The 24,764-nt window shown below is 65.9% G+C and carries 21 protein-coding genes and 1 other RNA gene; 5 read left to right on the forward strand and 17 right to left on the reverse strand.

From position 1 onward, the window contains the following. The 4 genes from Mlute_RS06780 to ffs form a co-directional block, all read right to left on the reverse strand. The coding region (locus tag Mlute_RS06780) for an LPS-assembly protein LptD (protein ID WP_245958879.1) at window positions 1–2,072 on the reverse strand (2,072 nt) is incomplete at its 3' end. 26 nt (window positions 2,073–2,098) lie between these two features. Beyond that, window positions 2,099–3,139, reverse strand: a complete 1,041-nt coding sequence (locus Mlute_RS06785; protein WP_119359980.1) for an LptF/LptG family permease — start codon at window positions 3,137–3,139, stop codon at window positions 2,099–2,101. Next, window positions 3,136–4,152 (reverse strand): LptF/LptG family permease, encoded by a 1,017-nt coding sequence (locus tag Mlute_RS06790; protein ID WP_119359981.1) that lies wholly within the window; start codon window positions 4,150–4,152, stop codon window positions 3,136–3,138. The genes Mlute_RS06785 and Mlute_RS06790 overlap by 4 nt, the downstream gene beginning before the upstream one ends. Before the next feature lie 56 nt (window positions 4,153–4,208). After that, window positions 4,209–4,308, reverse strand: an RNA gene (gene ffs, locus Mlute_RS06795) — signal recognition particle sRNA small type. 60 nt (window positions 4,309–4,368) lie between these two features. Between ffs and Mlute_RS06800 the strand changes: the two genes are divergently transcribed. From Mlute_RS06800 to Mlute_RS06820, 5 genes are read left to right on the forward strand one after another with little or no spacing between them, the layout of a single operon-like run. Continuing rightward, window positions 4,369–5,289, forward strand: a complete 921-nt coding sequence (locus tag Mlute_RS06800) for an ABC transporter ATP-binding protein (RefSeq protein WP_119359982.1) — start codon at window positions 4,369–4,371, stop codon at window positions 5,287–5,289. A gap of 29 nt (window positions 5,290–5,318) precedes the next feature. After that, complete coding sequence (locus Mlute_RS06805; RefSeq protein WP_119359983.1) at window positions 5,319–6,092, forward strand: ABC transporter permease; 774 nt, start codon at window positions 5,319–5,321, stop codon at window positions 6,090–6,092. A 25-nt stretch (window positions 6,093–6,117) separates the two neighbouring features. Continuing rightward, on the forward strand, window positions 6,118–6,591 hold the full coding sequence (moaC, locus tag Mlute_RS06810) for a cyclic pyranopterin monophosphate synthase MoaC (protein WP_119359984.1): 474 nt from the start codon (window positions 6,118–6,120) through the stop codon (window positions 6,589–6,591). A gap of 35 nt (window positions 6,592–6,626) precedes the next feature. Next, window positions 6,627–7,193, forward strand: a complete 567-nt coding sequence (locus tag Mlute_RS06815; RefSeq protein ID WP_119359998.1) for a DNA-3-methyladenine glycosylase family protein — start codon at window positions 6,627–6,629, stop codon at window positions 7,191–7,193. A gap of 27 nt (window positions 7,194–7,220) precedes the next feature. Then, window positions 7,221–7,655, forward strand: a complete 435-nt coding sequence (locus Mlute_RS06820) for a CBS domain-containing protein (protein ID WP_119359985.1) — start codon at window positions 7,221–7,223, stop codon at window positions 7,653–7,655. On the opposite strand, the gene Mlute_RS06825 is transcribed toward Mlute_RS06820, so the two are convergent. The 13 genes from Mlute_RS06825 to Mlute_RS06885 all read right to left on the reverse strand — a co-directional run bounded on the left by Mlute_RS06825 (window position 7,652) and on the right by Mlute_RS06885 (window position 24,620). Next, on the reverse strand, window positions 7,652–9,262 hold the full coding sequence (locus Mlute_RS06825; RefSeq protein ID WP_119359986.1) for a DNA polymerase/3'-5' exonuclease PolX: 1,611 nt from the start codon (window positions 9,260–9,262) through the stop codon (window positions 7,652–7,654). The genes Mlute_RS06820 and Mlute_RS06825 overlap by 4 nt on opposite strands. Continuing rightward, entirely contained in the window at window positions 9,259–10,056 is a 798-nt protein-coding gene (locus Mlute_RS06830) for a histidinol-phosphatase (RefSeq protein ID WP_119359987.1), read from the reverse strand. The genes Mlute_RS06825 and Mlute_RS06830 overlap by 4 nt, the downstream gene beginning before the upstream one ends. A 12-nt stretch (window positions 10,057–10,068) precedes the next feature. Continuing rightward, on the reverse strand, window positions 10,069–10,641 hold the full coding sequence (locus tag Mlute_RS06835; RefSeq protein WP_119359988.1) for a hypothetical protein: 573 nt from the start codon (window positions 10,639–10,641) through the stop codon (window positions 10,069–10,071). A 77-nt stretch (window positions 10,642–10,718) separates the two neighbouring features. Then, on the reverse strand, window positions 10,719–13,457 hold the full coding sequence (gene acnA / locus Mlute_RS06840) for an aconitate hydratase AcnA (protein WP_119359989.1): 2,739 nt from the start codon (window positions 13,455–13,457) through the stop codon (window positions 10,719–10,721). Window positions 13,458–13,668: 211 nt separating this feature from the next. Beyond that, complete coding sequence (locus Mlute_RS06845) at window positions 13,669–13,878, reverse strand: heavy-metal-associated domain-containing protein (RefSeq protein WP_119359990.1); 210 nt, start codon at window positions 13,876–13,878, stop codon at window positions 13,669–13,671. 10 nt (window positions 13,879–13,888) lie between these two features. Further along, on the reverse strand, window positions 13,889–15,301 hold the full coding sequence (locus tag Mlute_RS06850) for a vWA domain-containing protein (protein ID WP_119359991.1): 1,413 nt from the start codon (window positions 15,299–15,301) through the stop codon (window positions 13,889–13,891). Window positions 15,302–15,307: 6 nt separating this feature from the next. Further along, complete coding sequence (locus Mlute_RS06855) at window positions 15,308–16,723, reverse strand: hypothetical protein (protein ID WP_119359992.1); 1,416 nt, start codon at window positions 16,721–16,723, stop codon at window positions 15,308–15,310. A gap of 36 nt (window positions 16,724–16,759) precedes the next feature. Next, window positions 16,760–18,733: an elongation factor G gene (locus Mlute_RS06860; RefSeq protein WP_119359993.1), complete on the reverse strand. Its 1,974-nt coding sequence runs from the start codon at window positions 18,731–18,733 to the stop codon at window positions 16,760–16,762. Window positions 18,734–18,776: 43 nt separating this feature from the next. Then, window positions 18,777–19,823 carry a Gfo/Idh/MocA family protein gene (locus Mlute_RS06865; RefSeq protein WP_119359994.1) on the reverse strand — a complete coding sequence of 349 codons (1,047 nt, stop codon included), beginning with the start codon at window positions 19,821–19,823 and terminating at the stop codon, window positions 18,777–18,779. 13 nt (window positions 19,824–19,836) lie between these two features. Continuing rightward, a complete protein-coding gene (locus tag Mlute_RS06870) occupies window positions 19,837–20,607 on the reverse strand; it encodes an ATP-binding cassette domain-containing protein (RefSeq protein ID WP_119359995.1) in 771 nt (256 codons plus the stop codon). Between the two features lie 3 nt (window positions 20,608–20,610). Continuing rightward, window positions 20,611–21,831, reverse strand: a complete 1,221-nt coding sequence (locus Mlute_RS06875; protein WP_119359999.1) for a sugar ABC transporter permease — start codon at window positions 21,829–21,831, stop codon at window positions 20,611–20,613. A 109-nt stretch (window positions 21,832–21,940) separates the two neighbouring features. Then, entirely contained in the window at window positions 21,941–22,978 is a 1,038-nt protein-coding gene (gene xylF, locus Mlute_RS06880) for a D-xylose ABC transporter substrate-binding protein (RefSeq protein ID WP_119359996.1), read from the reverse strand. A gap of 106 nt (window positions 22,979–23,084) precedes the next feature. Then, window positions 23,085–24,620, reverse strand: coding sequence for a CRTAC1 family protein (locus Mlute_RS06885; protein WP_245958880.1), 1,536 nt, complete (start codon window positions 24,618–24,620; stop codon window positions 23,085–23,087). Between the last annotated feature and the right edge of the window lie 144 nt (window positions 24,621–24,764).

Here is a 24,764-nt window from a genome sequence, read left to right on the forward strand (position 1 = left end):
GTGTAGGAGGGCAGGGGGGTGTAGGGGTGGGTCAGGCTCTGGCGCAGGCGGAAGCTGTTGGGGGCTTCCTGGACCACTAGGTTGAACTCGCTGCGGATGGCCTGTCCGTTGTTCAGGTCGCGGCTGTGGCTGAAGGAGAGGGTGTTGCCGGGGGGGTTGTAGCTGGCGGAGAGCTCGAGGGGGTCGTACCGGGCAATGAGGGGTATCTGTTCCTTGGGGCGGCTCTCCTTTTCCTGAAGATCCCAGTAGCGGTAGGTGGTGCGCAAGGAGAGGTTGAAGGGGAGGGGGTTGTACCCTAGGTTTAGGCTCAGCAGACGGTCAAGGCCCAGCTCGAGCTGCCGCTCGTAGCTCAGGTTCAGGCTAAAAGGGGTGGGAGAGAGGGCCAGGTTGGAGCGCAGCAGGTCCCAGCGGCCCAGCTCCAGGTCGCGGCCCACCCGGGTGGTGAGGCTGAACCAGGGGAAGGGCCGGGAGGTCAGGGTAAGCTCGGCCGGGGGGTCAAAGCGGCGGTTCTCCAGGTCGCGGGTTGCCCGGGCGGTGAGGGAGAGGAGGGGGTCGGGGTTGAAGCCCAGGCTGCCCTCCAGCCGGCTGCTGCGCTGAGGCCGCTCGTAATCAAACTGGAAAGGGGTCTCGCCTTCCACCAGGCTGCGGTTCAGGCCAAAGTTCAGGCTAAACGGTCCTATGGCCTGGCCCAGGCTGGCCCGGGTGTTCCAGGTGATGAGCCGCTCAAACTCGGTGGGGTTGCCGCTTTCGTCAATGTTCTGGGTGCTGTAGTAGCGCCCGATGAAAGTGTTCTCCAGGCTAAGGCTAAGGCCTGGCCAGGGAGGGGTGGCCAGCCGGTAGCTCTCGCGGTGCTCGAGCCAAAGCCGCCCCGCGCCGATGTAGGGCCCCAGCCGGCGGGCCGAGCGGTTGAGCGGGTTGGAGGGGGCCTGGTAGTAGCCCAGCAGGGCCCGCCCGTTCAGCCGAAAGGCCCCCTCTATGCCTCGGGGAAAGCTCACCTCCACCTCCGGCAGCCGCTGGGGGGAGGTGCGCTCGTTGGGTAGGGCCAGGGGGTTGTGGTCTATGTAGCCGTCCAGGGTGGCCCGGAAAAGGGGCTCGCCCCGGCGGGTGGCCCACTCCAGTAGGTAGGTGGTGTAGTCGGGTTGGCCTCCTGTTCCCAGAAAAGCGGGCTCGGCCTGGGGGCTGTCGTCCCGCAGGACCAGCCCCTCTAGGCGTTCCTCGGGGGTTTCCAGCTTGTAGCTAAAGCGGTACTTGAAGATGCCGTCCTTGCGGGGGTCGCTTTCTGGAAGCACCACCCCGGCGGGCGGGGGCAGGTAGAGGAACTGGTAGCGCTCCAGCGCGGTTCCTACGCCAAAGTGGTCAAAGCCAAAGCCCCATCCGCGCCGCTCAAAGTAGCGCAGCAGGGTGAAGCCCACCCCGAAGTCCGAAACGTAGGGCAGGTCGGCCCGCACGAAGATCCCCTCGGTGTCGTTCTGTCCGAGCTCAAGCCGCGGTCTGCGCTCGTTTAGGAAGAAAAGCAGCACCGGCAGGTAGAGCGTGCGCTCTCCCCGTAGGAGCACCCACACCCCTCGAGCGATGATCCGGTCGCCGGGGTAGAGCAGCACTTCCTGGGCTTGGAAGCCGTAGTCGGCCACCTCCTGCTCGCAGCGCTGGCAAGGGGTGAGGTAGCCCTGCTGGAGCAAAATTTGCCCCGCGGCCCGCTGGCAGACCGGACCGGTGAGGTAGAAGTCTCCCGACTCTATTTTGACCTCAATGGCCTCAAAGCTCTCGTCGCTGGTGAATAGCTCCAGCTCGGCGGCCTCAATGAGCTGGCCCTGCTTGTCGCGGTAGCGCACCCCCTCCAGCAGAAGGAGGCGCTTTCGGGTGCGGTTGTAGACCACCCGCGGTGCTTCAATCTGCTCGCCGTTCCGCTCCATTCGCACCGGGGTGCCCAGCAGCACCACCAGCTCCTCGCCCTCCTCGTTGCGCAGCTCCATCCGCTGGGCCTCGAGGATTCTAAGCCGTTTTCCCTCCTGGGCCAGCCCAGGGGCCCAGGCCACCACCAGGAGTAGGAGGAGGCATTTCCACACCCCCATCCCCCACCTTTTGCACCCCCTCTGGCTCATCGCTTCCCTACGCGAAGCAGGGCCAACCCGGCCAAAGCGTACAAGAGGTTAGGCCCCCAGGCGGCGAGCACCGGGGGGATTACGCCCTGCTCCCCCATGATGCGGCCTACGCTCCAGGTGGCGTAGTAGATGAAGGTGAGCACCACCACCCCCAGCATTCCCAGGCTGCGGCTGCCCCCCAGCAGGAAGAAGGCCAGCCCCACGGCGAACAGGGCGAACGAGTAAACCGCCGCGGGCTCGGCCCATTTGCGTTGTAGGGCGGTCATCTCGGCGTGGTAGGGGAGGCCCTGGGCTTTGTACTGGGCGATGCGCTGGCGCAGCTCGGCCACGCTCAGGCTGAAAAGCCCTCCGGGGGGCTCGAGGGAAAGCTCCACCAGCGGCACCACCGCCCGCTCAAACCGCGCCACCGTGCGAGGCCGCGCGCCGCCATAGGTCACCCGGAGGCCCTCGCTGAGCACCAGAGCCCCTTCCTCAAACCGGCCCTGGGCGGCCACCAGCACCTCTTCTGCGGTGATGACCCGTACCTCCCCGATGCCGCCCTCGTGCACCTGCCCCACGTAGACGATACGCCCATAGGCGTCCACCAGCCGCGTTCCTGGTTGAAGCAGCGCCCTAGGCTTTTGCAGCACCGCCTGCCGAAGAACGTTCTGCCCTTGCTGAAGGCTGCGCGGGACCAGGCTGTCAGCAGCCAGCAGGCACAGGGTGAAAAGAAGGGTGCCAAGGAGCAGAAGAGGAAAAAGTACCCGTGCTTTGGCGATACCCCCAGCCAGCATGGCCTTGAGCTCTGAGTCCTCGCCCATGCGGGAGAGGACCAGCAAAAGGGCGAAAAGAAAGGCCAAAGGCGTCCCCCGCACCAGGGCCTCGGGCACCCGGAAGGCCAGGTACTGGCTCACCACCAAAGGGTCGGCCCCACGCGCCAGCAGGGGGGCCAGAACCTCGTAGAGCGCCCCGCCCAGCAGGGCCAGAACCACCACCGCCAAGGCCCCCAGGAGCGAAGCGCCCACCTCCCGCACCAAGTAGCGGTCCAGGGTGCTCATCGGACCAGCCTCCAGGTGCCTAGAAGGGCCAACCCCCCGTAGACCAGGTTGGGTAGCCAGGCCCCATAGGCGCTCCACAGGTCAAAGCGGGCGAGCTGGGCCGAGAAGGTGAAAAGGGTCCAGTAGCCGAAAATGAGCCCCACCACGGCGATAAAAGCCCAGGCGGCCTCCCGCAGGGAAAGGCCAATGACCACCGCCAGCCAGGCTAAGATCACCGTGCCCACCGCGTTGGCGTAGCGGCGGGCCAGGGGAAAGACCGCGGCGGGGTCGGCCTGGGCGGCGGCGGAGAGCTCAGGCAGCCGCATGGCCTCGTAGGAAACCCCCTTGGGTTGTATGCCCACTGGGAAGGGCAGGGGGTGCTCGGAGGCCGGGTGTATCCGGCCGCTGGGGTCTATCCGATAGGCGTTTTCCAGCCGCCAGGCCCCGTTGACCCATAGCCCACGCTCCGCGCTCCAGATGGAGCCGTCGGGCTCCACCACCCGCAGCCCCTCCAGCCTCGAGCCCCCTTGCCCTTGGGGGGCTGGGTAGATGCGCTGGGCGTAGTAGACCCCAAGCCCTTGAGGGGCGTAGGTGCGGTCGGTGAGGACCCCAGAGGGCTCAGAGCCGTAGTAAATCCTGTACTGAAGCGCCTCAAAGCGCTCCTGGGCGATGGGCTTAATCCAGCCCTCGTTCACAAAAACCACCCCACCCACCAAGGCGGACAGCAGCAGCACCGGGCCGATGAAGCGGATGGGGGGTACCCCGGCGGCGTAGGCTGCCTTGAGCTCGGACTGGCGAATCCATCGGGCTAAGGCCACCAGCAGGGCGAACACCAGCCCCAGGGGCAGCGCGATACCCAGGGTGTGGGGAACCCGGTAGGTCACCAGCGTGGCAATCTCACCAACCGGGGTGCGGGCCCTGAGAAAGGCCCCTGAAAGGGAGGAAAGCAGGTCAAAGGTGATAAGACCTACAAAAAGGAGCACGCCCAGCAGGTACAGGGAAAGCGTCTCGCGCAGAAGGTAGCGGGGCAGCATTCCAAGTGCGAAGTATAAGCTCCTCTTGGGTGAGAAGCGCCGCATTCAACCTAAAAGCGCCCCCGGCTTCCTGACGGCACCCGCTCCGTGGCGCTTAGGGCTGCTGCCTTCCGGCCCTGACCCGGTTCACGCTGGCGCGCTGCGTCAGACCGAGGACGCATGCTCAAGCATAGCACAAGCCTAGAACCCCGCAAGGGGCTTCGTATAATCACACCCATGGGAGCCCCTGCGGCGAACAGTTCAGGTGCGGCCCTTGAGGCCATCCAATTGAGCAAGCGCTATGGCCGCAAGCCGGTGCTGGAGGGGATTACCTTTGCTGTGCAGCCCGGTGAGGTCTACGCTTTGGCTGGGCCCAACGGTTCGGGGAAGACCACCCTCATTCGCCTCCTTACAGGCTTGGCCTTCCCCACCTCAGGGGTGGTGCGGATGCTTGGGCAGGACCTCTACAACGGGGGGTACGCGATCCGGCGGGTTCTGGGGGCGGTGGTGGAGGCCCCCGCAGCTTTTTACCCCCACCTTACGGGCCGGCAGAACCTGGAGATGGTGGCCTTCCTGACCGGGATGTCCAGGCCCGAGGCCCGCATCCGGGAGGTGCTGGCCAGGCTAGAACTGTTGGCGGTGGCCGACCAGCCGGTGCGCACCTACTCCCTGGGGCAGCGCCAGCGCTTGGGGTTGGCCTCGGCCATCCTGCACGAACCCCAGGTGCTCATTTTGGACGAGCCCACCAGCGGTCTTGACCCGCAGGGCATCGGGAGGGTCCACGAGATTCTGGCTGAGCTGGCCTGGAAGGGCGTGGCTGTGCTCCTTTCCACCCACCACCTGCGAGAGGTTTCGGCCTACGCCGATAGGGTGGGTATCCTGGGGGGTGGGCGGCTTTTGGAGGAGGTGAGGCTGGGCGCTCGGGGAGAGACCTACCGCCTCCGGGTGGACGACCCGGCTAGGGCCGCGGCCTTTCTAAAGACCGTTCCGGGGGTGCAGAACGTGAGCCTGAGGGATGTAAGCGTTGTTTTTGAGGGCTCTCCCAACCTGGCGCTGGCCGCGCTGGTCCGGGAGAACTTCCAGGTGCGGTTTTTGGAGCCCGACTACTTTGACCTCTACGAGTACTACCGGGAGAGGGTGAAGCATGCGTCGGGCTAAGCCCGGGGTGCGGGGAAGAGGGAGGGGGCGTGCTTAGGGTCCTGGTCTGGGAGTTCGGCAAGCTGGTACGGTTGCGCTCGGTGCAGATTGGGCTCCTGGCGGCTTTCTTGCTGCCCTTTTTGTGGGCGTTTGCCCCGGGGTTGCGGGCCCAGTACCGGATTGAGCTGGTCTCGGGCTGGCAGGTGCCCGCCTTTGCCCTGCTTACCGGTATGGATTTCCTCTTTCCCTTTCTCACCGCCATGGCTGCAGCAGAGGTGCTGGGCTCGGAGGTTTCCATGGGTACCCTAAAGTCGGTGCTGCTGCGCCCCAGCCCCAGAAGCCGCCTGCTGGGGGCCAAGCTGGTGGTGGTGCTGGCCTATCCCTTCATCCTCTTGGGGGTGAGCTTGCTGGGCTCGCTTTTGGCGGGCCTTCCTTTTGGCCTGGGCAGCTTTTGGGGAGGGACCGGCCTAGGCCCGGGCAGCTTCGCGGGCACAGGGGAGCCCCTCACCCCGGGGATGGCCTTCGCAGAGGTTTTTCGGGCCCATGCCCTGGCTGGGGTGGTGCTTTGGCCGTTGTCGGCCCTGGCGCTTTTATACGCGGTGGTCTTCCTGAGTACCACCTCGGCGGCCCTGGCGGCGGTTTCCACCCTGCTGCTCATGCGGCTGCTGGTGGCCTTTCCGGCCCTGCAGCCCTTTTTGCTCACCAGTTACCTTGACCTCTACGTGCGGCCGGAGGCGGTCTCCTTAGGCCTGCCGTTGCTTTTCATTTACACTCTGGGCTTTTCCGCTCTGGCCCTCCTGATTTTTGAGCGGAAGGACGTCTGAAGGGCGGATGGTTTAGGCTTAGAGTATGGGCAAGCTGACCCACTTTGAGGACGGCAGGCCGCGCATGGTGGACGTGAGCGATAAGGCCGCCACCCTACGGGTGGCCACGGCTGAGGCTACGGTCTTGCTCACCCCAGAAGCGGTGGAGGCTTTGCAGGAAGGAGGGGTGGGGAAGGGCGACCCCCTGGGCGTGGCCCAGCTCGCGGGCATCATGGCGGCGAAAAAGACCGGCGAGCTCATCCCTCTGTGCCACCCCTTGCCCATCACTGGCGTAGAAGTGCGGCTTTGGTTTGAGCCCCAGGAGGCCCGGGTGCGCGTGGTGGCCACCGTCAAAACCAAGGCCGAGACCGGGGTGGAGATGGAGGCCCTCACAGCCTGCGCGGTGGCGGCCCTTACCGTCTACGACATGCTCAAAGCGGTGAGCAAGGGCCTGGAGATTACTGGTTTGCGCTTGCTGCACAAGTCGGGGGGCAGGTCGGGAGAGTGGAGGCGGGAGTAGAGACCAAGCCGCGGGTTGGGTTTTCAGACCTGCTCATGCAGGGTCTGGCCGAGCGGTACGGCCCTGCGCCCTTCTCTCCCCACCCCTTCCCAAGGCGGAGCCCGTTTGCGGTGCTCCTGGGCTCGGTTGTGGGTCAGCAGCTTTCAAGCAAGGCGGCCGGCGCCATCTGGCGGCGCTTGGAGGGGCGGTTTCCCTTAGAGCCGGGGGTGCTCGCCCAGGCCTCCTTTGAGGACTTGCGGGCGGTTGGGCTCTCGGCGGCCAAGGTGCGCTGCGTGTGGGCGCTCTCCCGCTTCGCCCTGGAAGGGGGGTTGCAGGGCGTGGAGGGTTTGCCCGACCCAGAGGTGGTTCGCCGCCTAACCCAGCTCAAGGGTGTGGGGGTCTGGACCGCTCAGATGTTCTTGATGTTTGGCCTGGGCCGCCCCGACGTCTGGCCCCTGCTGGACCTGGGCCTTCGCAGGGGGGCCCAAAGGGTTTATGGGGTGGCCGACCAGCGAGGTCTGGAGCTGTTGGGAGAGCGCTTTCGCCCCTACCGCTCGCATGCCGCGTGGTACCTGTGGCGGGCCGTGGAGGACCCCTCGGTGACATATGCCCCTTTTGGCTAGGTATAGGCTAGGCTCGAGGTGGTTCCTATGCTGGTCAAGGAGTTCATGACCCCCAACCCCCAGGTGGTCGGGCCAGAGGTGCCGGTGCCCGAGGCGGCCAGGATGATGAAGCAAGGCGGCTTCCGCCGGCTGCCGGTGGTAAAGGACGGGCGGCTGGTGGGCATCGTTACCGACCGTGACCTCAAAGAGGCCATGCCCTCTGATGCCAGCTCGCTTTCCATCTGGGAGCTCAATTACCTAATCGCCAAGCTCCCCGTGGGCGAGGTCATGAGCAAGAACCCAATCACCGTCGGGGAAAACATGCCGCTCCAAGCTGCCGCCAAGCTGATGCTCGAGCACAAAATCGGGGGTCTTCCGGTGGTCCGGGAGGGGCGGCTGGTGGGCATTGTCACGGTCTCGGATGTGCTCAGGGCCTACCTCGAGCGGGAGGCCGAGCTTTTGGTGGGGGCGGAGGGCAGCTAGGGCCCTTTTTTGAGCCCGATGAGCTGTTCAGCGGGCCAGGTATTGACGATGCTCTTGGGGCGAAGACCGGCTTTTTGGGCGAAGAGCAGACCGTACTGAAGGTCCGAGATTCCCTCTGGGCTGTGGGCGTCCGGCCCTAGGGAAAAGTAAAGGCGCTCCCGCCAGGCCAGCATGGTCCGCCAGTCCAGCTCGAGGCGGTGGGGGTTGCAGTTGAACTCCACCGCTTTCCGGTTCTTCTCGGCCCGCTCCAAGACCCGCTCCCAGTCGGCCTGGGCCCCCTTGCGCCGCAGGAGCAGCCGACCGCTGGGATGGCCCAGGATGCTCAGGTAGGGGTTGTCTAAAGCCTTTAGAAGCCGTTCAGTCTGCGCTTTTGGATCTAGAGAAAGCCCGCTGTGCAGGCTGCCCACCACCACCTCAAAGTGGGCCAGCAGCTCCTCGGGGTAGTCCAGCGAGCCGTCCGGTAGGATGTCCGACTCAATGCCTTTGAGGATGCGGAAGGGGGAGAGCTCAGCGTTGAGGCGGTCTATCTCGGCCCACTGCTGCCGTACCGCTGCCTCCTGCAGCCCCCCTGCGTAGGCCGCGCTTTTAGAGTGGTCGCAGACCACCATGTAGGCGTAGCCCTGGGCCACGGCCGCCTCGGCCATCTGCCGCAGGCTGGCGGTTCCATCGGAGTAGGCGGTGTGAAGGTGAATCAAGCCCTTTAGGGCCTGGGGCCCTAGAAGGTCTTCCGGTGGGGATAGGCCGATGTGCTCCTTCTCCCGCCAGTAGGCCGGGATGTAGGCCAAACCCAGGGCCAGAAAGACCTCCTCCTCTGTGGCGCAGCCCTGGGGGATGGGGCCTAGGGCGGAGAGCCACTCCCTGGAGCCGGTGGCCTCCACCCAGACCGAGCCAAAAGAGGCCGGCTCAGCGCAGAAGACCCGCAGGGATAGGCCCTCCACCTGGCCCAGAAGAAGATTGCCTTGGGCTTCTCGCATGTAATGCCCAAGGGCCTTCTGCACCGCTCCCGGTGGGCCCTCCACAACCAGGTCCAGGTTGCCCACTGTCTCTAGCCCCCGCCGCACGCTTCCAGCCAGCTCAGCCCGAAAGCCGGCGTTTTGCAGGTCGGCTAGGATCAGCCGCCCCACCTCCAACCCCACCGGAAGGAGCACCCGGCGAAGGCTTTGCAGGGCGTAGCGGGCTGCCTCTAGGAGGCTGGCCTCGCTCTTGGCCCCAAAGCCTGGAAGGGCTCGTAGCCGTCCCTCCTCGGCGAAGCGCACCAGCTCCTCCAGGCTCTCCACCCCGTTTTCCCACAGGGCCCGGATGCGCTTTGGGCCAAGCCCCTGCACCCGGAAAAGCGCCAGCACCCCTGGGGGTATCCGGCCTTCCAGCTCGGCCAGGTAGGGGAACTCTTGGGTTTTCACGATTTCTTTGAGCACCGGGGCCAGGCCCGGCCCAATCCCTCTCACGCCTCGGAAGCCCTGGGCGGCCAGCTCGCTGAGGTCGGCCTCGAGCCGCTCCAGGCTGCGGGCGGCTACCCGGTAGGCCCGGGCACGGTACTCTCCCTCCCCCAGCACCTCCATCAGGTCGGCGGCGTACTCGAGCAGCCCGGCCAGCTCCTTGCGGGTCATGGGACCTCCAATGGGTAGGTTACAGGCCGCCCCCCTTTGAAGACCACGGCCTCGCGGTAGCCCACTGCCCTAAGCAGGGCCACCGCCTCGGCAAAGCGGTGGGCCACCTCCTCTGGGCGGTGGGCGTCGGAACCCAGCACCACCGGGATGCCCATGGCCCGGGCCTGGGCCAAAAGCTCGGGGCTAGGGTAGATTTCGCCCGCCCTCTTGCGCCAACCGGCGGTGTTCACATCCAGGGCCAGCCCCTCTCCAGCAATGGCCTCTAGGGCCTCCTGGGCCAGGTCGGCGTAGCCCTCGGGGGGCCGATGGCCCATCACTTTGGGCAGGTCAAGGTGCCCGATGGCGTGGAAGAGTCCGCTTCGGGCAGCCTGGGCCACCAGGCTGAAATAGGCGCGGTAGACCTCGCGCAGCTCGCGCTCCTCAAACTCGGCCGCGTAGCGGGGGTTGTCCAGGGGCCAGGCCCCAATGTAGTGCACCGAGCCAATCAGGTAGTCGTACGCGTACTGGGCCCGCAGCCGCTGCACGAAGTACTCGGTGCCGGGGTGAAAATCGGCCTCCAGGCCAATCCCCACATAGAAGTCGCCAGCTTCGCTGCGAAGCCGCTCGAGCGTCGCATGGTAGAAGGGCAATTCCGCCAGCTCCATGCGCACATCTGGGTCAAACCAGGGGGGCATGGGGCTGTGGTCGGTGAAGACCAGGCCCGCGAGCCCGGCCTTTCGCGCCGCTTGGAGGTACTCAGTAGGGCTGCCCACCGCGTGCTTGCACAGCGGGGTGTGGATATGGCTATCGTACATAACCCGCTCCGCTCAGCTCACCCGCACGGCCTGCCCCCCGGAGGCCCAGACCCGGACCTCTCGGCCCAGCAAGGCGCTGGCTCGCTCGGAGAGCCCTTGGTCTAGGGCCAGATCGGCCTCCACCTGCTGAACCAGCGTGGGGGATTCCGGGGGGGCCAGCCGGGGCTGCCGCTCCAGCACCGCATCAAGCTGCCAGCGGCTGGCCCACAACCGCTTGAGCGCCCAAAGGGCGGCCTGGCTGCCCATCTCCAGGCCGAAGGGGGCTTCGTTTGCGTAGCGCACCAGCAGCCGGGCCTCGGGAAGGGCTTTGCGTACCTCCTCGGCGCGTTCGGGGAGCAGATAGGACTCCCGCAGCAGCCTCTCTGCAAAAGCGCAGGCCCGGGCCAGCCTTTCCTCGTCCAGCCGGGCGCCGAAGACGCCTTCAAAAGCCCGCTGGATTTGCTCGGCCAGGTTGCCTAGTTGGTAGAACTCCGCCTCCACCCCTACCAGCACCAGGGTAGGGACTACGGCCAGACCCGCCCTTTGCAGGACCTGAAGGTGGGCCACCTCGCCCTCGGGGGGGGCTTGCTCGAGGGAGAAAATCACGCCCCTTAGTCTACCCCCTGCGAGGGATTTTCCCAAGCGGAGGGCCAAACCCGCCCCGGAGCAGGGGCGGGTGGGCTTTACGCCAGGGCCTTCTTAGCCAGCATGTTCTTCAGCACGGTCTGTAGAATGCCGCCATTCTTGTAGTAGTCCAGCTCCACAGGGGTGTCTATGCGGGCCTTGACCGGGAAGCGCACCTGGCTGCCGTCGGCCCGGGTGGCCACCACGGTGAGCTCCTTGCCCGGGGTGAGGTCCTCTATGCCCAGGATGTCGTACACCTCATAGCCAGTGAGGCCGAGGCTGGCGGCGCTTTGGCCGGGCTGGAATTGCAGGGGCAGCACGCCCATGCCCACCAGGTTGCTGCGGTGGATGCGCTCAAAGCTCTGGGCAATGACCGCCTTGACGCCGAGCAGGTAGGTGCCTTTGGCGGCCCAGTCGCGGCTGCTGCCGTTGCCGTACTCAATGCCGCCAATCACGATGAGCGGGGTTCCCTCGGCCTTGTACTGCATGGCCGCGTCGTAGACGAACAACTCCTCGCCCGATCCCGGCTCTGCGCCCCGGTCGGACTTGGGCAGCTTTTTGGTGTAGGGACCCTCCTTGCCGCCTAGCATCAGGTTGCGGATGCGGATGTTGGCGAAGGTGCCACGCATCATTACTTCGTGGTTGCCCCGGCGGCTTCCGTAGCTGTTGAAGTCGGCGGGGTCAACCCCATGGCCCATCAGGTAGCGAGCGGCGGGGGAGTTTTTGGCGATGCTGCCCGCAGGGGAGATGTGATCGGTGGTTATAGAGTCGCCCAAAAGCAGGAGCACCCGGGCCCCTTTGATGTCGGAAAGCTCCTGGCCCTGCCCCAGGTTCTCAAAGAAGGGCGGGTTTTGGATGTAGGTGGAGCTGGGATCGAACTGGTAGAGCTGGCCGGAGGGGGCCGGGAGGGCCTTCCAGTGCTCGTCCCCCTCAAAGACGGTGGCGTACTGACGCCGGAACATCTCGGGGTCCAGGGTCTTGTGCACGACCTGGCGGATTTCCTCCTGGCTGGGCCAGATGTCCTTGAGGTAGACCGGCTGGCCGTTGGGGTCGTAGCCGAGGGGCTCGGTGGTGAAGTCAATGTCAATCCGGCCGGCGATGGCGTAGGCCACCACCAGCATAGGGCTGGCCAGGTAGTTGGCCTTCACATCGGGGTTGACCCGGCCCTCAAAGTTGCGGTTGCCCGAGAGCACCGCCGCCACCACCAGATCGCCCTCCCGCACCGCCTTGGAGATTTCTTCCGGCAGCGGCCCAGAATTCCCGATGCAGGTGGTGCAGCCGTAGCCTACGGTGTGGAAGCGCAGGGCTTCCAGAAAAGGGGTCAGACCGGCGGCGTCCAGGTACTCGGTGACCACCTTGGAGCCAGGGGCCAAGCTGCTTTTGACCCAAGGCTGGGTATCCAGGCCGGCTTCTACCGCCTTCTTGGCCAGAAGGCCCGCCCCCAGCATCACCGAGGGGTTGGAGGTGTTGGTGCAGCTCGTGATGGCCGCGATGACCACGGAGCCGTGGCGCAGCTCAAACTCCTCGCGCCCGCGCCGAACCGTTACCCTCTTGTCAAGCTGTTCAGGCCGGAGGCCAAAGCCCCGCTCCTTAGGGTCTTTGGTGAGGTGTTCTAGGAAACTCCTCTTTACCTCCGAGAGGTTGACCCGGTCTTGCGGCCGCTTAGGGCCGGCCAGCGAGGGAACCACGGTGGAAAGGTCCAGCTCCAGGTACTCGCTGTAGACCGGTTCGGCCTCGTCGCTGCGCCACAGACCGTTGGCCTTGGCGTACTTCTCCACCAGGTCCACGAGCTCCTCGGGGCGGCCGGTGAGCCGCAGGTAGGCCAAGGTTTCCTCATCAATGGGGAAGAAGCCCATGGTGGCGCCGTACTCCGGCGACATGTTGGCGATGGTGGCCCGGTCGGCCAGGGGGAGCTTAGAAACGCCGGGGCCGTAGAACTCCACGAACTTACCCACCGCCCCGTGCTTGCGGATCATCTCGGTAACCCGCAGCACCAGGTCGGTGGCGGTGGCCCCTTCGGGAAGCTCCCCGTAGAGCTTGAAGCCGATGACCTTGGGGGCCAGCATGTAGTAGGGCTGGCCCAGCATGACCGCCTCGGCCTCAATGCCCCCCACGCCCCAGCCCAGCACCCCGAGGCCGTTGATCATGGTGGTGTGGGAGTCGGTACCCACCAAGGAGTCAGGGAAGGCGTACAGCTTGCCGTCCTCGCCTTTTTGGGTCATGACCACCTGGGCCAGGTACTCCAGGTTTACCTGGTGTACAATACCAGTTCCCGGAGGTACAGCCCGGAAGCCTTTGAGGGCTTGCTGGGCCCACTTGATGAGGCGGTAGCGCTCAGCGTTGCGCTGGTACTCCAGCTCCACATTTTTCTCAAAGGCATAGGTGGTGCCGAAGAAGTCCACCTGCACCGAGTGGTCTATGACCAGGTCTACCGGGACGGTGGGGTTGATGATTTCCGGGTCACCGCCCAGCTTGGCCACCGCGTCCCGCATGGCCGCTAGGTCAACCACCGCCGGGACCCCGGTGAAGTCCTGCAGGATTACCCGGGCCAGGATAAGGGGCACGTTCACCTCACCAGGGTCGGGCTGCCAGCGGGCCAGGTTAATCACGTCTTCTCGGGTGACCTTGTACTCGTCGTGGTTACGCAGCAAGGACTCCAGCATCACCCGGATGCTGAAGGGCAGGCGGGACACCTGGGCGACGCCCTGCCGCTCGAGCTCGAGGATATCGTAGTAGTAGACCTCCCCCATCCGGGTAGAGAGGCTTTTGCGGGTTTTGAAATCGTCTCTGTAGGCCATAACTGCTCCTTTCTAGGTGTGCTAAAATCCAGCCCCGCCTTCGCTAAGGGGGTTTCGCTCAGCGCTTCGCTTGCCCTCCAGTTTAGCGCAAACAAGCGAGCGTAGACCTCTACCGGGTTGTGGGGCTGGTTTATCTGCCTGGGCGGGTGCGCCCTACCTCAGACACCCCCATATTACCTCAATAGGCCGCTTGTTGCGAACAGGAATCGTTTCAGAGCATTCCCGCCAGAAAGCCCTGTTCCCGCACCGCCCGGATGAGGTCCATCACGGTGAGCTTGTGGGGGTCGTAGGCGACCTCGAGCTGCCCCACCTCTGCGGGCCGCACTCCGCCCACCCCCTCGAGCCGCTGAAGGGCTTTGCTGACCTTCTCCACCTGCTCGGGGCGCTCCATGCCCCGCACGCCCAGAAGCACCCGGTTCATACCCCCAATTCTACGCCTCGGGCAGGGTTTGGGCTAAGGGCTCCGGCCGGGCCCGCAGCGGGCGATACTGGAAGAGGTAGAACTCGAGGACCAGCGCCAGCGCGGCGGCCAGGGCCAGCCAGGGGGCCAGCCCAAGGCGCAGGCCGGGGGGCAGGGGAAGGTCGGGGATGGGCCGGGGCAGCAGGGTCTCCTCGGGCAGCAGGAGGCCGCTGCGCAGCTCCCCCAGGGGGGCTATTAGGTTGTGGAGGAGCACCGGGAAGGCCGGGAGGTCTTTCAGGCGCTCCAGAGGCGGCAGGTAGACCCCGTTGGGGTGGTACCAGGCCAGGGCGACCTCCTCCTCGCTCCAGGCCAAAGGGCGCCAGCCGGGTGCTGGGGGGGGTGGGGGTATTTGCAGGGTGTAGCCGACCAGTTCAACCCCGCGCAGGTAGGGGAGGGTGCGTTCGGTATCAAAGACGGCGGCCTGCCCCAGGGCCTGCTGGGCAAAAAACACAGTAAAGCGGGTGGGCTCCTGCCGGGGGGGGCCCTGCGCGAGGACCACCTCCCCGGGGCTTCCTTGGGCCGTTTGCAGCAGGGCTAGGAGGCGTTCTAGAGCGGGCGCCGGAAAGCTTTCCACCCGGACCCGCCGGCGGCTGAAGCGGGCCTGGTCGTCTAGGGCGAGCGCGTCCTGGCCTACCAGCCGCGCGCTGGGGGTGGCCGAGGCCACCTCGAGGCCGGTAAAGCCCCGCGCCGGAACCTCCAGGGGGTAGCGGCGGCCGTCCACCTCCACCTCGCCCCGCCATACCCCAGGCCCGGCGTTGGCCACCGCCACAAACCCCGGCCCAATGGCGCTGATTCCCACGTTGGCCCCATTGCCGGCCACATTCAGGTACCCATCGGCCCCCTGGGGAGGAGGGCTGTCGCTGATGACCAAGGTGCGGGCCTCGGGCAGCAGCGCCCTTCCTCGAGCCAGCACCTCGTCCAGCCGGGCTCTGTGGGGTCTGGGCTGAATCCGCTCCAGGGCCCCCACCAGGCTGGGCCCAGGGGCCGGTCCGAAGACCTGAGGGGGGGCCACCAGGACCGCTCGAGGCGCAGCCACCAGGTGCCTACGGGCTAGGGTTTTGGCCCGCTCCATACGGCTTGGGGAGAGGTCAGTGGCGGCCATGGAGGCCGAGGTGTCCAGCACCACCACCAAAGGGCCGGGGCGCTGAAGGCTGGCCTCCGGCCCGGAGAGGGCCAGCAGAACCAGCGAGGCCGCCAGGAGGAGTAGAAAGAGCCTCAGGTCAAACCGCCGCCGGGCCCGGCCCTTGCGCGGGGCTTTTCGCCAGAGCCAAAGTCCGGCCACCCTACGCTCCGGGGGCCGTCTGCGCCGGTACCACCACCAGATGAGTCCCAGGGCCAAAGGGGCTAGGGCAAGAACTCCGGGGAAGGCGAAGGCGAGCTGCACCTTGGCCTACCAACGCATCTCGTAAAAGCCCCGGCTCACCCGGCGGTGGCCCTCCACCACCGTGTACGAGAGGCCTGGCCCAAAGCGCTGGGCTACGCGCTCGAGAAAGCCGGCCAGGGCCTGACCCAGCCGGCGCTCAAACCCCTCGGTCTGGCCGATTGCCTGGGGCAACAGGCCGGCCAACAAGGCTGCCTGCTCCCGCATCAGCGCGCCCTGGTCGGTGTAAGTGAAGCCAATGGCGTTGGCCGGCATGCGCACCCGGAAGCGCCGAAAGCCCGGGTCACGGCCCCACGGAGGGTTGGCCGTCGCCTCAAGGGCGCTTTTGCTGGTGGCCAGGACCAGCCGGTCGGGCTCAAGCCGGTAGTAGAAGACCCCCGCTAGGCCCAGCTCCACCGCCTTGAACCCCCCCACGCTGCCCAAGGTTCTAAAGCCCCCTTGGCCCTCGGGGGTGGAGAAAGCCGCCAGCGCTCGCATCAACGCGAGCAGGTTGGCCTCGGCCAGGGCGGGGTCCTTGACCTCCCAGTAGACGAGGGTGTGGCCCAGCAAACCCTCGCCGCGCCCATCGGGGGCGGGCGGGGGCCCCTTGACGCTGACCAGGGCGTAGCGGGGGCTGAAGCCCTTGAGGTCCAGCTCCAGGGGAATGTTTAGCTCGCTCAGCAGGCCCTTCAGGTAGGTGGCGAACTGGGCCAGGTCAAAGACCCCGGTGGTCACCGAGTAGCCCTGGGGCAAGCCAGTGGGGTCGTAGGGGCGCTCTTTGGGGAGAAGCAGCCTGGCTAGGGTGGGGTCTAGGGTGGGGTTGAGCTCGAGCCGGGCCTCCTCGGTGTAGCCGCCGGGGCTAAGCTGGAGGCTATAGGTGAAGCGGCCCAGGGCCCGAAGAGCGCTGCTGGTTCTGGGGGGTAGGCCTAGGTCTTGGGCCAGTCCCTGGGGTAGGCTGCCCCAGAACACCAGGTCCCCCCGCGCCGGGGCCCCTAGGCCGCGCCGGTTTTGTAAGAAGAGCTGGGCGTACTTGGGGCTGGCCACAAAGAAGAGCTCCCGGCTGAGGCCAATTTGTACCTCCTTGTCGCCGCCCACCTGCCAGCCCCCTAGGCTCTGCAGGCCCCGAGCCTCCTTGCGCAGGGCCTCCAGGGCCCCGGGGCTGGGGCGGCCTAGGACGAAGAAGCCGTCGGGGTAGGCCGCCGCCACCAGTCCCCCCGCCGCCAGGCCCAGCAGGTCTACCGCCTGACCCACCTGCTGCCGCAGCTCCCGGCCTAAGAGAGCTTCCATCCCGCTCGCCTTCCAGTCGGCTGCGAACCCCTGCAGGTATGGGCTTCCGCGCAGGTCGGCCAGGTAGAAGCCGGCCACTGCCCCTGGGGGGGCCAGCGAAACCAGGTTTTGGGCCAGGGCTGAGCCTAGCAGCAGGGCCAACGCCAGCGTCCGGTGCATACACCCATACTAAACCTTGGGTGGGCTGGGTGTGGGTCATCCTTGCATCTCGGCCCGACGCTCGGCGATCACCTTTTGGGCCAGGTGGGGCGGCATCTCGGCGTAGTGGGAGAACTCGAGGCTATAGGCTCCGGTGCCCTGGGTTAGCCCCGAGAGGGTGCGGCCGTACTCCAGCACCTCGGCCAGGGGCACCTCGGCGCTGATGACCGCCAGCGCCCCTTCCTGGTCCATACCCAGGATGCGGCCCCGCCGGGCTTGTAGGTCGGAGAGGATGTCCCCCACCCGCTCCTGGGGGACGAACACCTTTAGGGTGTAGATGGGCTCCAGCAGGGTGGGGCTGGCCTGTGCCACCACGTTTTTGAAGGCGAGCTGGGCGGCGAGCTGGAAGGCCAGGTCGGAGCTATCCACCTCGTGGTGGGAACCGTTGTACACCACCGCTCGGAAGCCGATGACCGGGTAGCCCGCCAGCGGGCCGCTTTTGGCCGCCTCTTTGATGCCGCTTTCCACCGCTTCCATGTACTTGGTGGGGATGACCCCGCCGGTAATCTCCCAGACGAACTCGTAGTCCTCGTGGGGTTCCAGCCGCAACCACACGTCCCCGTACTGGCCGTGCCCTCCGGTTTGCTTTTTGTGCTTGCCCTGGCCCTCGGCCTTTTTGCGGATGGTCTCCCGGTAAGGCACCTTGGGGACCCGGGCGATGACCTTGACCCCGTAGTCGGCCAGCCGCTCAATGGCGGTCTCGAGGTGCAGCTCCCCCATTCCCCAAAGAAGCTGCTCCCCGGTCTCGGGGTTGCGCTCAAATCTTAGGCTGGGGTCCTCCTCCAAAAGCTTACGCAGCGCATCGCCGAGCTTGGCCTCGTCGCTGCGGCCTTCCGGGACGATGGCCCGCATTACCACCGGGTCAGGTAAGCGGGCGCTGGGGAGGCTGGGCTGTTCCCCTTGCCACAGCACCATGCCCCTGTGCAGTCCATCGGCTTTGGGTAGGGCCAGAATGGTACCGGCCTCGGCTTCTTCCAGCTCTACCAGGTCTTTGCCGCGGGCCGTGTAGAGATGGGCCAGCCGCACCGTACCGTTGTCGGACTGCAGGTTGTCCCCAGGCCGGAGCTGGCCCCGGTAGAGTCGAGCGAAGGCCACCTGGCCCATGAAAGGGTCCACCTGCACCTTGAAGACCTTGGCTGCCGGAGGACCCTTTCCCCAGCGTTCCTCGGGCGAGGGAAGGGCTTCTAGGAAGAGGTCTAGGAGCAGGTCTAGACCAATCAGGGCCCCCGCCGAACCGATGGCCACCGGGTATATCTGGCCCTTCCGCACCGCTTCGTGGAAGGCTCTCGAGAGGGCCACATCCTCCACCTCACCGCCCTCTAGGTACTTCTCCAGAAGCCCCTCGTCGGTCTCAATGATGGCCTCCCGGGCCTCATTGCGGTACTTTTCCACCGCGGCCCGCTGGGCTTCGGGGACGCTGGCCACCACCGGGCGACCCTTCTCGTAGCGGAAGGCCCGGTCGTGGAGCACGTCAATCAGGCCCACCCACCGGCCGTTTTCATAAAGGGGCAGGTGGGCCGGCAGGATGGGCCCCAGGGTGGCCCGCAGGTCCTCCAGCAGGGCCAGGAAGTCCCCCCCTTTTTCCAGCTTGGTCACCACCACCATCCGCGGGAGCGAAAGCCGCTCGGCCACCGTCCAGGCTCGCTCGGTGCCAATCTGCACCCCGGCTTCGGCCGAAACCGCCACCACCGCAGCATCAGCGGCCTCCATGGCCCCGCGAATCTCCCCCACGAAGTCGGCGTAACCGGGCGCGTCCAGCAGGTAGATGCGGTGGCCTTGGTAGACCAGGGGGAGCACTGCGGTCCGCACCGAAAGCCGGTGGGCCTTCTCCTCCGGGGTGTAATCGGAGGTGGTGGTGCCCTCTTCCACCCGGCCCATGTGGTCTTTTCCCCCAGTGAAGAACAAGAGCGCTTCCCCGAGGGTGGTTTTGCCGCTGCCGCTGTGCCCCACCAGGGCGACAGTGCGAATCATGCGTGACCTCCTTTGGTGGCCCTAGTATAAGGCCAACGGGAGGTCAGCGCACGGGTTCCCAGGCCTGGCTATGGATGCTTCGCACCACAGCGTCTATGACCCGCTGGGCGGCCAGGCCGTCCTCCAGGCTCGGGATAGGCTGCCGGTTGTGCCGCACCCCCTCCATAAAGCGCCGGGCCAGTTCAATGAACTGGAAGTGGCCCCAGGAAATTTGCGGGTCGCGCCCCCGCAGCAGGCTTTTGTCCGGGGACACTTCGCGGTAGAGGCCGGGGCGCCGGGCCAGGAGGAGCTGGAAGCTGCTTCCCTTGCCCCAGAGGGCTGGGGAGAGCTTTAGGGCTCCTTTGGTGCCCTGGATTTCCAGCTCGAGCCGCTGGTCGGCCCCGATGTGCACCCTCGAGAGCGAAAAAGCCCCGCTGGCCTCCCCCAGCCGGGCCAGCACCGCCCCCTCGTCGAGGTTGGTGACCGGATCGGGCCGCTGGAAGTGGATATGCCCTTGGGCCATGACCTGGGTGAACTCGAGGCCCGTCACCATCCGCACCAGGTCGAAAAGATGGGCCCCCAGGTCGGCCACCGCGCCCCCGGCCCCGCCTGTCTCGGCCTTGGCCCGCCAGGGGGTGGGGCCGGTGGGGTCGCCCATAAAGCCCCCGTGGAAGTAGCCCCGCAGGTAGAGCACCTCACCGATCTCGCCCGAGCGCACCAGCCCCTGGGCGGTCTCGGCGGCCAGGTCGCCCCGGCTGGTGAAGGCGGTCAGGCCGATGCACCCGTGGGCCTGCGCGGCCTTCAAAATGGCCTCGCCTTCCGGCGCACTGCGGGCCAGGGGTTTGTCCATGAAAAGGTGCTTCCCCGCTTCCAGGGCCTGGATGCCCAAGGGGGCGTGGGTGTCGTCGGTGGTGGAGATGGCCACGCCGTCGCAGGCGGCCAGCAGGTCTGGGTAGCGCTCAAAGGCCCGGGTGCCAAACTGCTCAGCCAGTTTTTGGGCGTGGGCTGGGGTGCGGCTATAGATGCCGGCGATTTCGGCCCCTGCGTCTTTGAAGGCGGGCAGGTGGGCAAAACCGGCCCACCAGCCCGCGCCTACGATTCCAATGCGCACGTTGGAGCACCTCCTAGCCGCGCGGCAGCGGGGTTTGCGCGGGGCGCACGCCCTTGGGCATTACCCCCCCGATAATCATGCCCAGCACGTCGTCGTGGCTCACGTCCTGGGTGTAGACGGTGCCCACCACGCGCCCGTTCTTCATCACCGTGATGCGGTCGGCCAGGTCAAACACGTCGTGCAGGTCATGGCTGATCAGGAAGATGCCGACGCCTTCAGCCTTGAGGGCCTTGATGAGCTCGCCTACCTTGGCGGTCTCCTCGGGGCCTAAGGCGGCGGTGGGCTCGTCCATAATCAAGCAGCGGGCCTTGAAGTAAAGGGCCCGTCCGATGGCCACGGTTTGGCGCTGCCCGCCCGACATCTGGGCCACCGGGACGCGCAAGGAGGGGATTTTGACCCTTAGGCGGTCAAGGGTTTTTCGGGCCTCCAGCTCCATGAAGTCCTCGTCTAGCCTTATCCCCCGCACCCTCTCCCGGCCTAAGAATACGTTGGCCACCGCATCGAGGTTGTCGGCCAGGGCTAGGTTTTGGTAAATGGTTTCAATGCCTAGGGCCTGGGCATCCTGCGGGGATCGGATTTGCACCTCCCGCCCGTCCACCCGAATCTGCCCCGAGTCGGCTTGATAGGCGCCGGAGAGCACCTTAATCAGTGTGGACTTGCCCGCTCCGTTGTGGCCTAGAAGGCCCACCACCTCGCCCGGGTAGAGGTTGACCGAAACGTTGTCTAGAGCCTGGTTGCCGCCAAAGCGCAAGCAGATGTTCTGCATCTCCACAAGAGGGGTCATGCCTTACCTCCGGCTTCTCAGGTAGACCGAGTTCCAGATAACTGCGGCCAGGAGTACCAGCCCCAGCACCACGTTCTGCCACTCTGTGGGCAGCCCCATCAGCACCATGCCGCTGTGCAGGGAGGACATCAGCAATGCCCCCAGCGCGGCCCCCACGATGGTGCCGCTGCCCCCGGCCAAGGCGGTGCCGCCTATGACCGCGGCGGCAATCACGTCGAGCTCGAGCAGGTTGCCCATGCTGTTGGTGACGAAGTTGAGCCGGGCAGCCTGCACAGCCCCGGCCAGGGCGGCCAGGAAGCCCATCAGGGCGAACACCACCACCAGCATCCGCCGGACGTTGATGCCGGCCAGCAACGCCGCTTCGGGGTTGCCTCCGATGGCGAACACATAGCGGCCAAAGCGGGTGTTGAGGGCAATCCAGTTGAGGCTGAAGAGCACAATTAGCGTGATAAGCACCGGTACCGGCATGCCCCGGGGTATGTTGGTGCCGGGGTAAGGGAAGGCGTTCATTACCCATACGAAGGCTAGGGTGAGGAGTATCAAAAACCCGTTGACCACCCCCTCGGCCCAAACAGGCCGTACCGGCAGCCCGTTCTTGAGGCGGCGGCTGCGGTTGGAGAAAGCTTGGTAGACGATATAGGCTATCACCACCAGCCCTACCACCCAGGTCCAGAACTCCCCAATAGAACCGTTGAGGCCACCCCCCAGCACCTTGAAGTTGTCGTCCAGAGGACCAATCGTGCGTCCGCTGGCCACGATGAAGGTGGCGTTGCGGAAAATCAGCAACCCCGCCAAGGTTACCACGAAGGCCGGCACCCCCCAGTAGGCCACCCAGTAGCCTTGGAAAGCCCCTATCAGCGCTCCCAGCAGCAGGCCGGCCCCCAGGGCCAACAGCCAGTGCCCCCCCCAGCCCAGGGGGGGAACCGTTTGGATTAGGGCCATAATCATCCCGGTAAAGCCCAGGATGGAGCCCACCGAGAGGTCAATCTGGCGGGCTACGATGACCAGCACCATGCCCCCTACCATGATGCCCACCACGGCGGTTTGCACCGAAAGGTTCCAGAGGTTTTGCGGGCTCAAGAACTGACCGGGCTGACCTAGGGTGAGTATCTGGAAGGCCGTCCAGACAACAGCCAGCACCACCAGCATGGTCAGGACACGGCCGTCTACCCCCAGGCTTCCGACCAGGCTGGCTCGCTCCTTTGATACGGATTGCATCTGCATGCGCAACATCCTCCGCTGTGTTTTTAGGCTGGATTATATAGCCCTGCTCAATCTTGCGGCCTACAAAAAGGGTGGGCAGGGCCCACCCTTCTTTTCCAGATTCAGAAGCCTAGCGGCAAGCCGCCGGTGCGGTGGGGCCGCTTACCCCCTGGCAGAGGGCCTGTTTGGTGATCCAGCCCGCCTGGAGCACCACGTTGAGGTTGTCCTTGGTGATGGGAATGGGCTTGAGCAGAAGGGCGTTCATCCGCACTTTCTTGGGCCCATCGGCGAAAATGGTACGTCCGGGTAGCTGCTCCATAGGGGTACCCCGGGCTAGGAGAACCGCTGCTTCGGCGGCCCTGCGGCCTAGCTCGCGGGCATCCTTCCACACGCTCACGGTCTGCAGGCCCCGGGCCACCCGGTTGAGCGCGGCCTGGTCGCCGTCCTGGCCCGAGACCGGCACCTTTCCGGCCAGCCCCACCGCGGCCAGCGCGGCCACCACGCCCCCTGCGGTGCCGTCGTTGGAGGCCACCACCGCGTCCACCTTGTTGCCGTTGGCGGTGAGGATCTGCTCCATGTTGCGCTGGGCCACCTCGGGCTTCCAGCCCTCGGTGTACTGCTTGCCCACCACCTTAATATCGCCCCGCTTGATGGCAGCGTCTAGGACTTCAAGCTGTCCCCTGTGCAGGAAGTCGGCGTTGGGGTCGGTGTTGGCCCCTAGGATAAAGGCATAGTTGCCCTTGGGGCGAACCTTGTACACCTCGCGGGCCTGCATCCGGCCTACCTCTACGTTGTCAAAGGTGATGTAGTAGGCGTAGTCGTTCTCGATCAGGCGGTCGTAGGCGATAACCGGTATGCGGGCCGCTTTGGCCTTTTCTATAGCCGGTAGGATGGCGTCTTTGTCCCAGGCCAGGATGATTAGGGCCTTGGCCCCACGGGCGATGAGGGCGTCAATGTCGTTGAGCTGTTTTTCCGAGGAGCTTTGCGCATCGGCGCTGATGTAGGTCGCGCCCATGCGCCCGAGCTGCTCGCGGATGGCCCGCTCATCAATTTTCCAGCGCTCTTCCTGGAAATTTGACCAGCTCACGCCGACAATGAGTTGCTGGGCCAAGGAGGGCAGGGCTAGGGCGAACAACAGCAACACCGCTGCTCGGGGAAATAGCTTCATAACTTCCTCCTCACTAGGTTTGGATGAGCCGAGCCACCAAGAGGCGGGAGAGAGGAGCCCCGGTTTTTTCGACTCGGGAAAAAAGTACCACTTTGCTGGAGGAAAGTCAATAACTTTGGCCGGGGACAAAGTTCTGGGGGCCCTGGCCCCGCACGAACAGCACAAAGCGGTTGCTGCCCACCAAGGCGGTTTCCTCGGCGCCGTCGGGCCAGCGCACCCGCAGGCGCACCTCTTTGGCGTTGCCTAGGCCAAAGTGCACGAAGCCCAGGCCCCCGCTCACGTGCCCTCCGCCCACCGTCAGCTCGCGGCGCAGTACCCGGCCCGGTAGCTCAACCTCGAGCCAGGCCCCAATGCCATCGCGGTTGGGGGGCGGCTGTTGGAGGCGTACCTGTAGCCAGTTGCCCAGGGGCTGCCCGCCTAGGCCGCCCAGGTTGCGCCAGAGCTGGGCCGGGTCAAGCCGGTTGACCACCACCAGGTCGAGCAGGCCGTCGGCGTTTAGGTCCACCACCTGGGCCCCCCGGCCCCGCAGGAAACTGGCCACTCCGGCCTTGTCCCCTACCTCGGTGAAGGTGCCGTTGGGCTTTTGCAGCATCAGGTTGTTGGGGTCGCGGGCGGCGGCCTCGCGCATGTAGCCCACGTTGCCCTTGGCCACGAAAAGGTCTACCAGGCCGTCGTTGTTGACGTCCTCAAACTGGGCGTGCCAGGCGGTGGACATGTGCACGTCCCCGCCAGTGTAGGGGCGGTGGGCGGTGACGTTGCGGCGGAAGGCGATGTCTATGTAGCTGGGTCGCTCGGGGGATTCCAGCATCTGGAGCTTGTTGTCGCCCATGCTGGTGAGGTAGTAGACCGGGTAGCCCGTTCCGGTGAGGTCGGCGCTGGCGATGCCCATGCCCCAGATTTGCAGGCGCTTCCAGCCTTCGGCCTCGGTGTAGAGGCGGGGCGGCTGGCCCGGGAGGAGCTGCCAGAGCTGTTCTTGGCCTCTTCCCTGGTAGTACTCGCGGTCGTTGGAAACCCTAAGGGCCGGGATGCCCGAGCGGTTCCAGTCGGAGAAGAGCATGGAAAGTGCACAGAAGCTGGGCTCGAGCGGCCACGGGGGAGCGAATCCTGGGGTGCTGGGGCTGGGCCGGTACAGGGCGTTGCCCCGGCAGCTACCCCAGGGGAACGTGGTGTTGCGCTGCACATAGGCCCCCGTGGCCAGGGTAGGCCAGTTTTGGCCACGCTCCCAGGTAGCAGCAAACGCCGTCGTCCAGTTGTTCCCCCCTTGAAAGCCCCACCGCCGGTTGGCCACTTCAAAACGGCACCGCCCCAGACCGCGCAGCAGGAGGTCCTCTCCGGCCCGCAAAAGGGCCAGGTCGGTCTCGCCGTCGCCGTCTATGTCCAGCGGGTAGGCCCCCATTACCTGGGCGAACTCCACCCCCGCCACCTGCTCCGAAAAGCGCAGCGGCCCGCCCACCGCGCTTCGGTTCAGGAAGAGCTTGGCCCGGTTGTCCCCGCCGGCCAGCACCAGCTCGGGCAGGCCGTCGCGGTTGCAATCAAAGGCGGCTACCCCGCCCCCCACCACGTAGTCGCCCTCAAAACGGCTAAAGACCCCGGCGCTCTGGGTTTCCTCTATAAAGCTCGGAACCACCTGGGCCGGGGCCAAGGAGAGCCAGCCTAGCCCAGACTTGACCGCTATACATCTTTTGTATGCAACCCCAGGAACCTCAAAGCGGAGAGGGGGTTGAAGGAGAAGGCTTCCAGGGCGGCTTTTTTAGCCTGGACCTTGCGGTAGTTGAGGCAGTTCAGC

Source organism: Meiothermus luteus, assembly GCF_003574085.1.
GTDB lineage: Bacteria > Deinococcota > Deinococci > Deinococcales > Thermaceae > Meiothermus > Meiothermus luteus.

What these genes read in the sequence shown, in the direction of transcription:
- Mlute_RS06785 (WP_119359980.1), bottom strand. Translation starts at nt 3,139, where the DNA reads ATGAGCACCCTGGACCGCTACTTGGTGCGGGAGGTGGGCGCTTCGCTC.
- Mlute_RS06790 (WP_119359981.1), bottom strand. Translation starts at nt 4,152, where the DNA reads ATGCTGCCCCGCTACCTTCTGCGCGAGACGCTTTCCCTGTACCTGCTG.
- Mlute_RS06800 (WP_119359982.1), top strand. Translation starts at nt 4,369, where the DNA reads ATGGGAGCCCCTGCGGCGAACAGTTCAGGTGCGGCCCTTGAGGCCATC.
- moaC (WP_119359984.1), top strand. Translation starts at nt 6,118, where the DNA reads ATGGGCAAGCTGACCCACTTTGAGGACGGCAGGCCGCGCATGGTGGAC.
- Mlute_RS06815 (WP_119359998.1), top strand. Translation starts at nt 6,627, where the DNA reads ATGCAGGGTCTGGCCGAGCGGTACGGCCCTGCGCCCTTCTCTCCCCAC.
- Mlute_RS06820 (WP_119359985.1), top strand. Translation starts at nt 7,221, where the DNA reads ATGCTGGTCAAGGAGTTCATGACCCCCAACCCCCAGGTGGTCGGGCCA.
- Mlute_RS06825 (WP_119359986.1), bottom strand. Translation starts at nt 9,262, where the DNA reads ATGACCCGCAAGGAGCTGGCCGGGCTGCTCGAGTACGCCGCCGACCTG.
- Mlute_RS06830 (WP_119359987.1), bottom strand. Translation starts at nt 10,056, where the DNA reads ATGTACGATAGCCATATCCACACCCCGCTGTGCAAGCACGCGGTGGGC.
- acnA (WP_119359989.1), bottom strand. Translation starts at nt 13,457, where the DNA reads ATGGCCTACAGAGACGATTTCAAAACCCGCAAAAGCCTCTCTACCCGG.
- Mlute_RS06845 (WP_119359990.1), bottom strand. Translation starts at nt 13,878, where the DNA reads ATGAACCGGGTGCTTCTGGGCGTGCGGGGCATGGAGCGCCCCGAGCAG.
- Mlute_RS06855 (WP_119359992.1), bottom strand. Translation starts at nt 16,723, where the DNA reads ATGCACCGGACGCTGGCGTTGGCCCTGCTGCTAGGCTCAGCCCTGGCC.
- Mlute_RS06860 (WP_119359993.1), bottom strand. Translation starts at nt 18,733, where the DNA reads ATGATTCGCACTGTCGCCCTGGTGGGGCACAGCGGCAGCGGCAAAACC.
- Mlute_RS06870 (WP_119359995.1), bottom strand. Translation starts at nt 20,607, where the DNA reads ATGACCCCTCTTGTGGAGATGCAGAACATCTGCTTGCGCTTTGGCGGC.
- Mlute_RS06875 (WP_119359999.1), bottom strand. Translation starts at nt 21,831, where the DNA reads ATGCAGATGCAATCCGTATCAAAGGAGCGAGCCAGCCTGGTCGGAAGC.
- xylF (WP_119359996.1), bottom strand. Translation starts at nt 22,978, where the DNA reads ATGAAGCTATTTCCCCGAGCAGCGGTGTTGCTGTTGTTCGCCCTAGCC.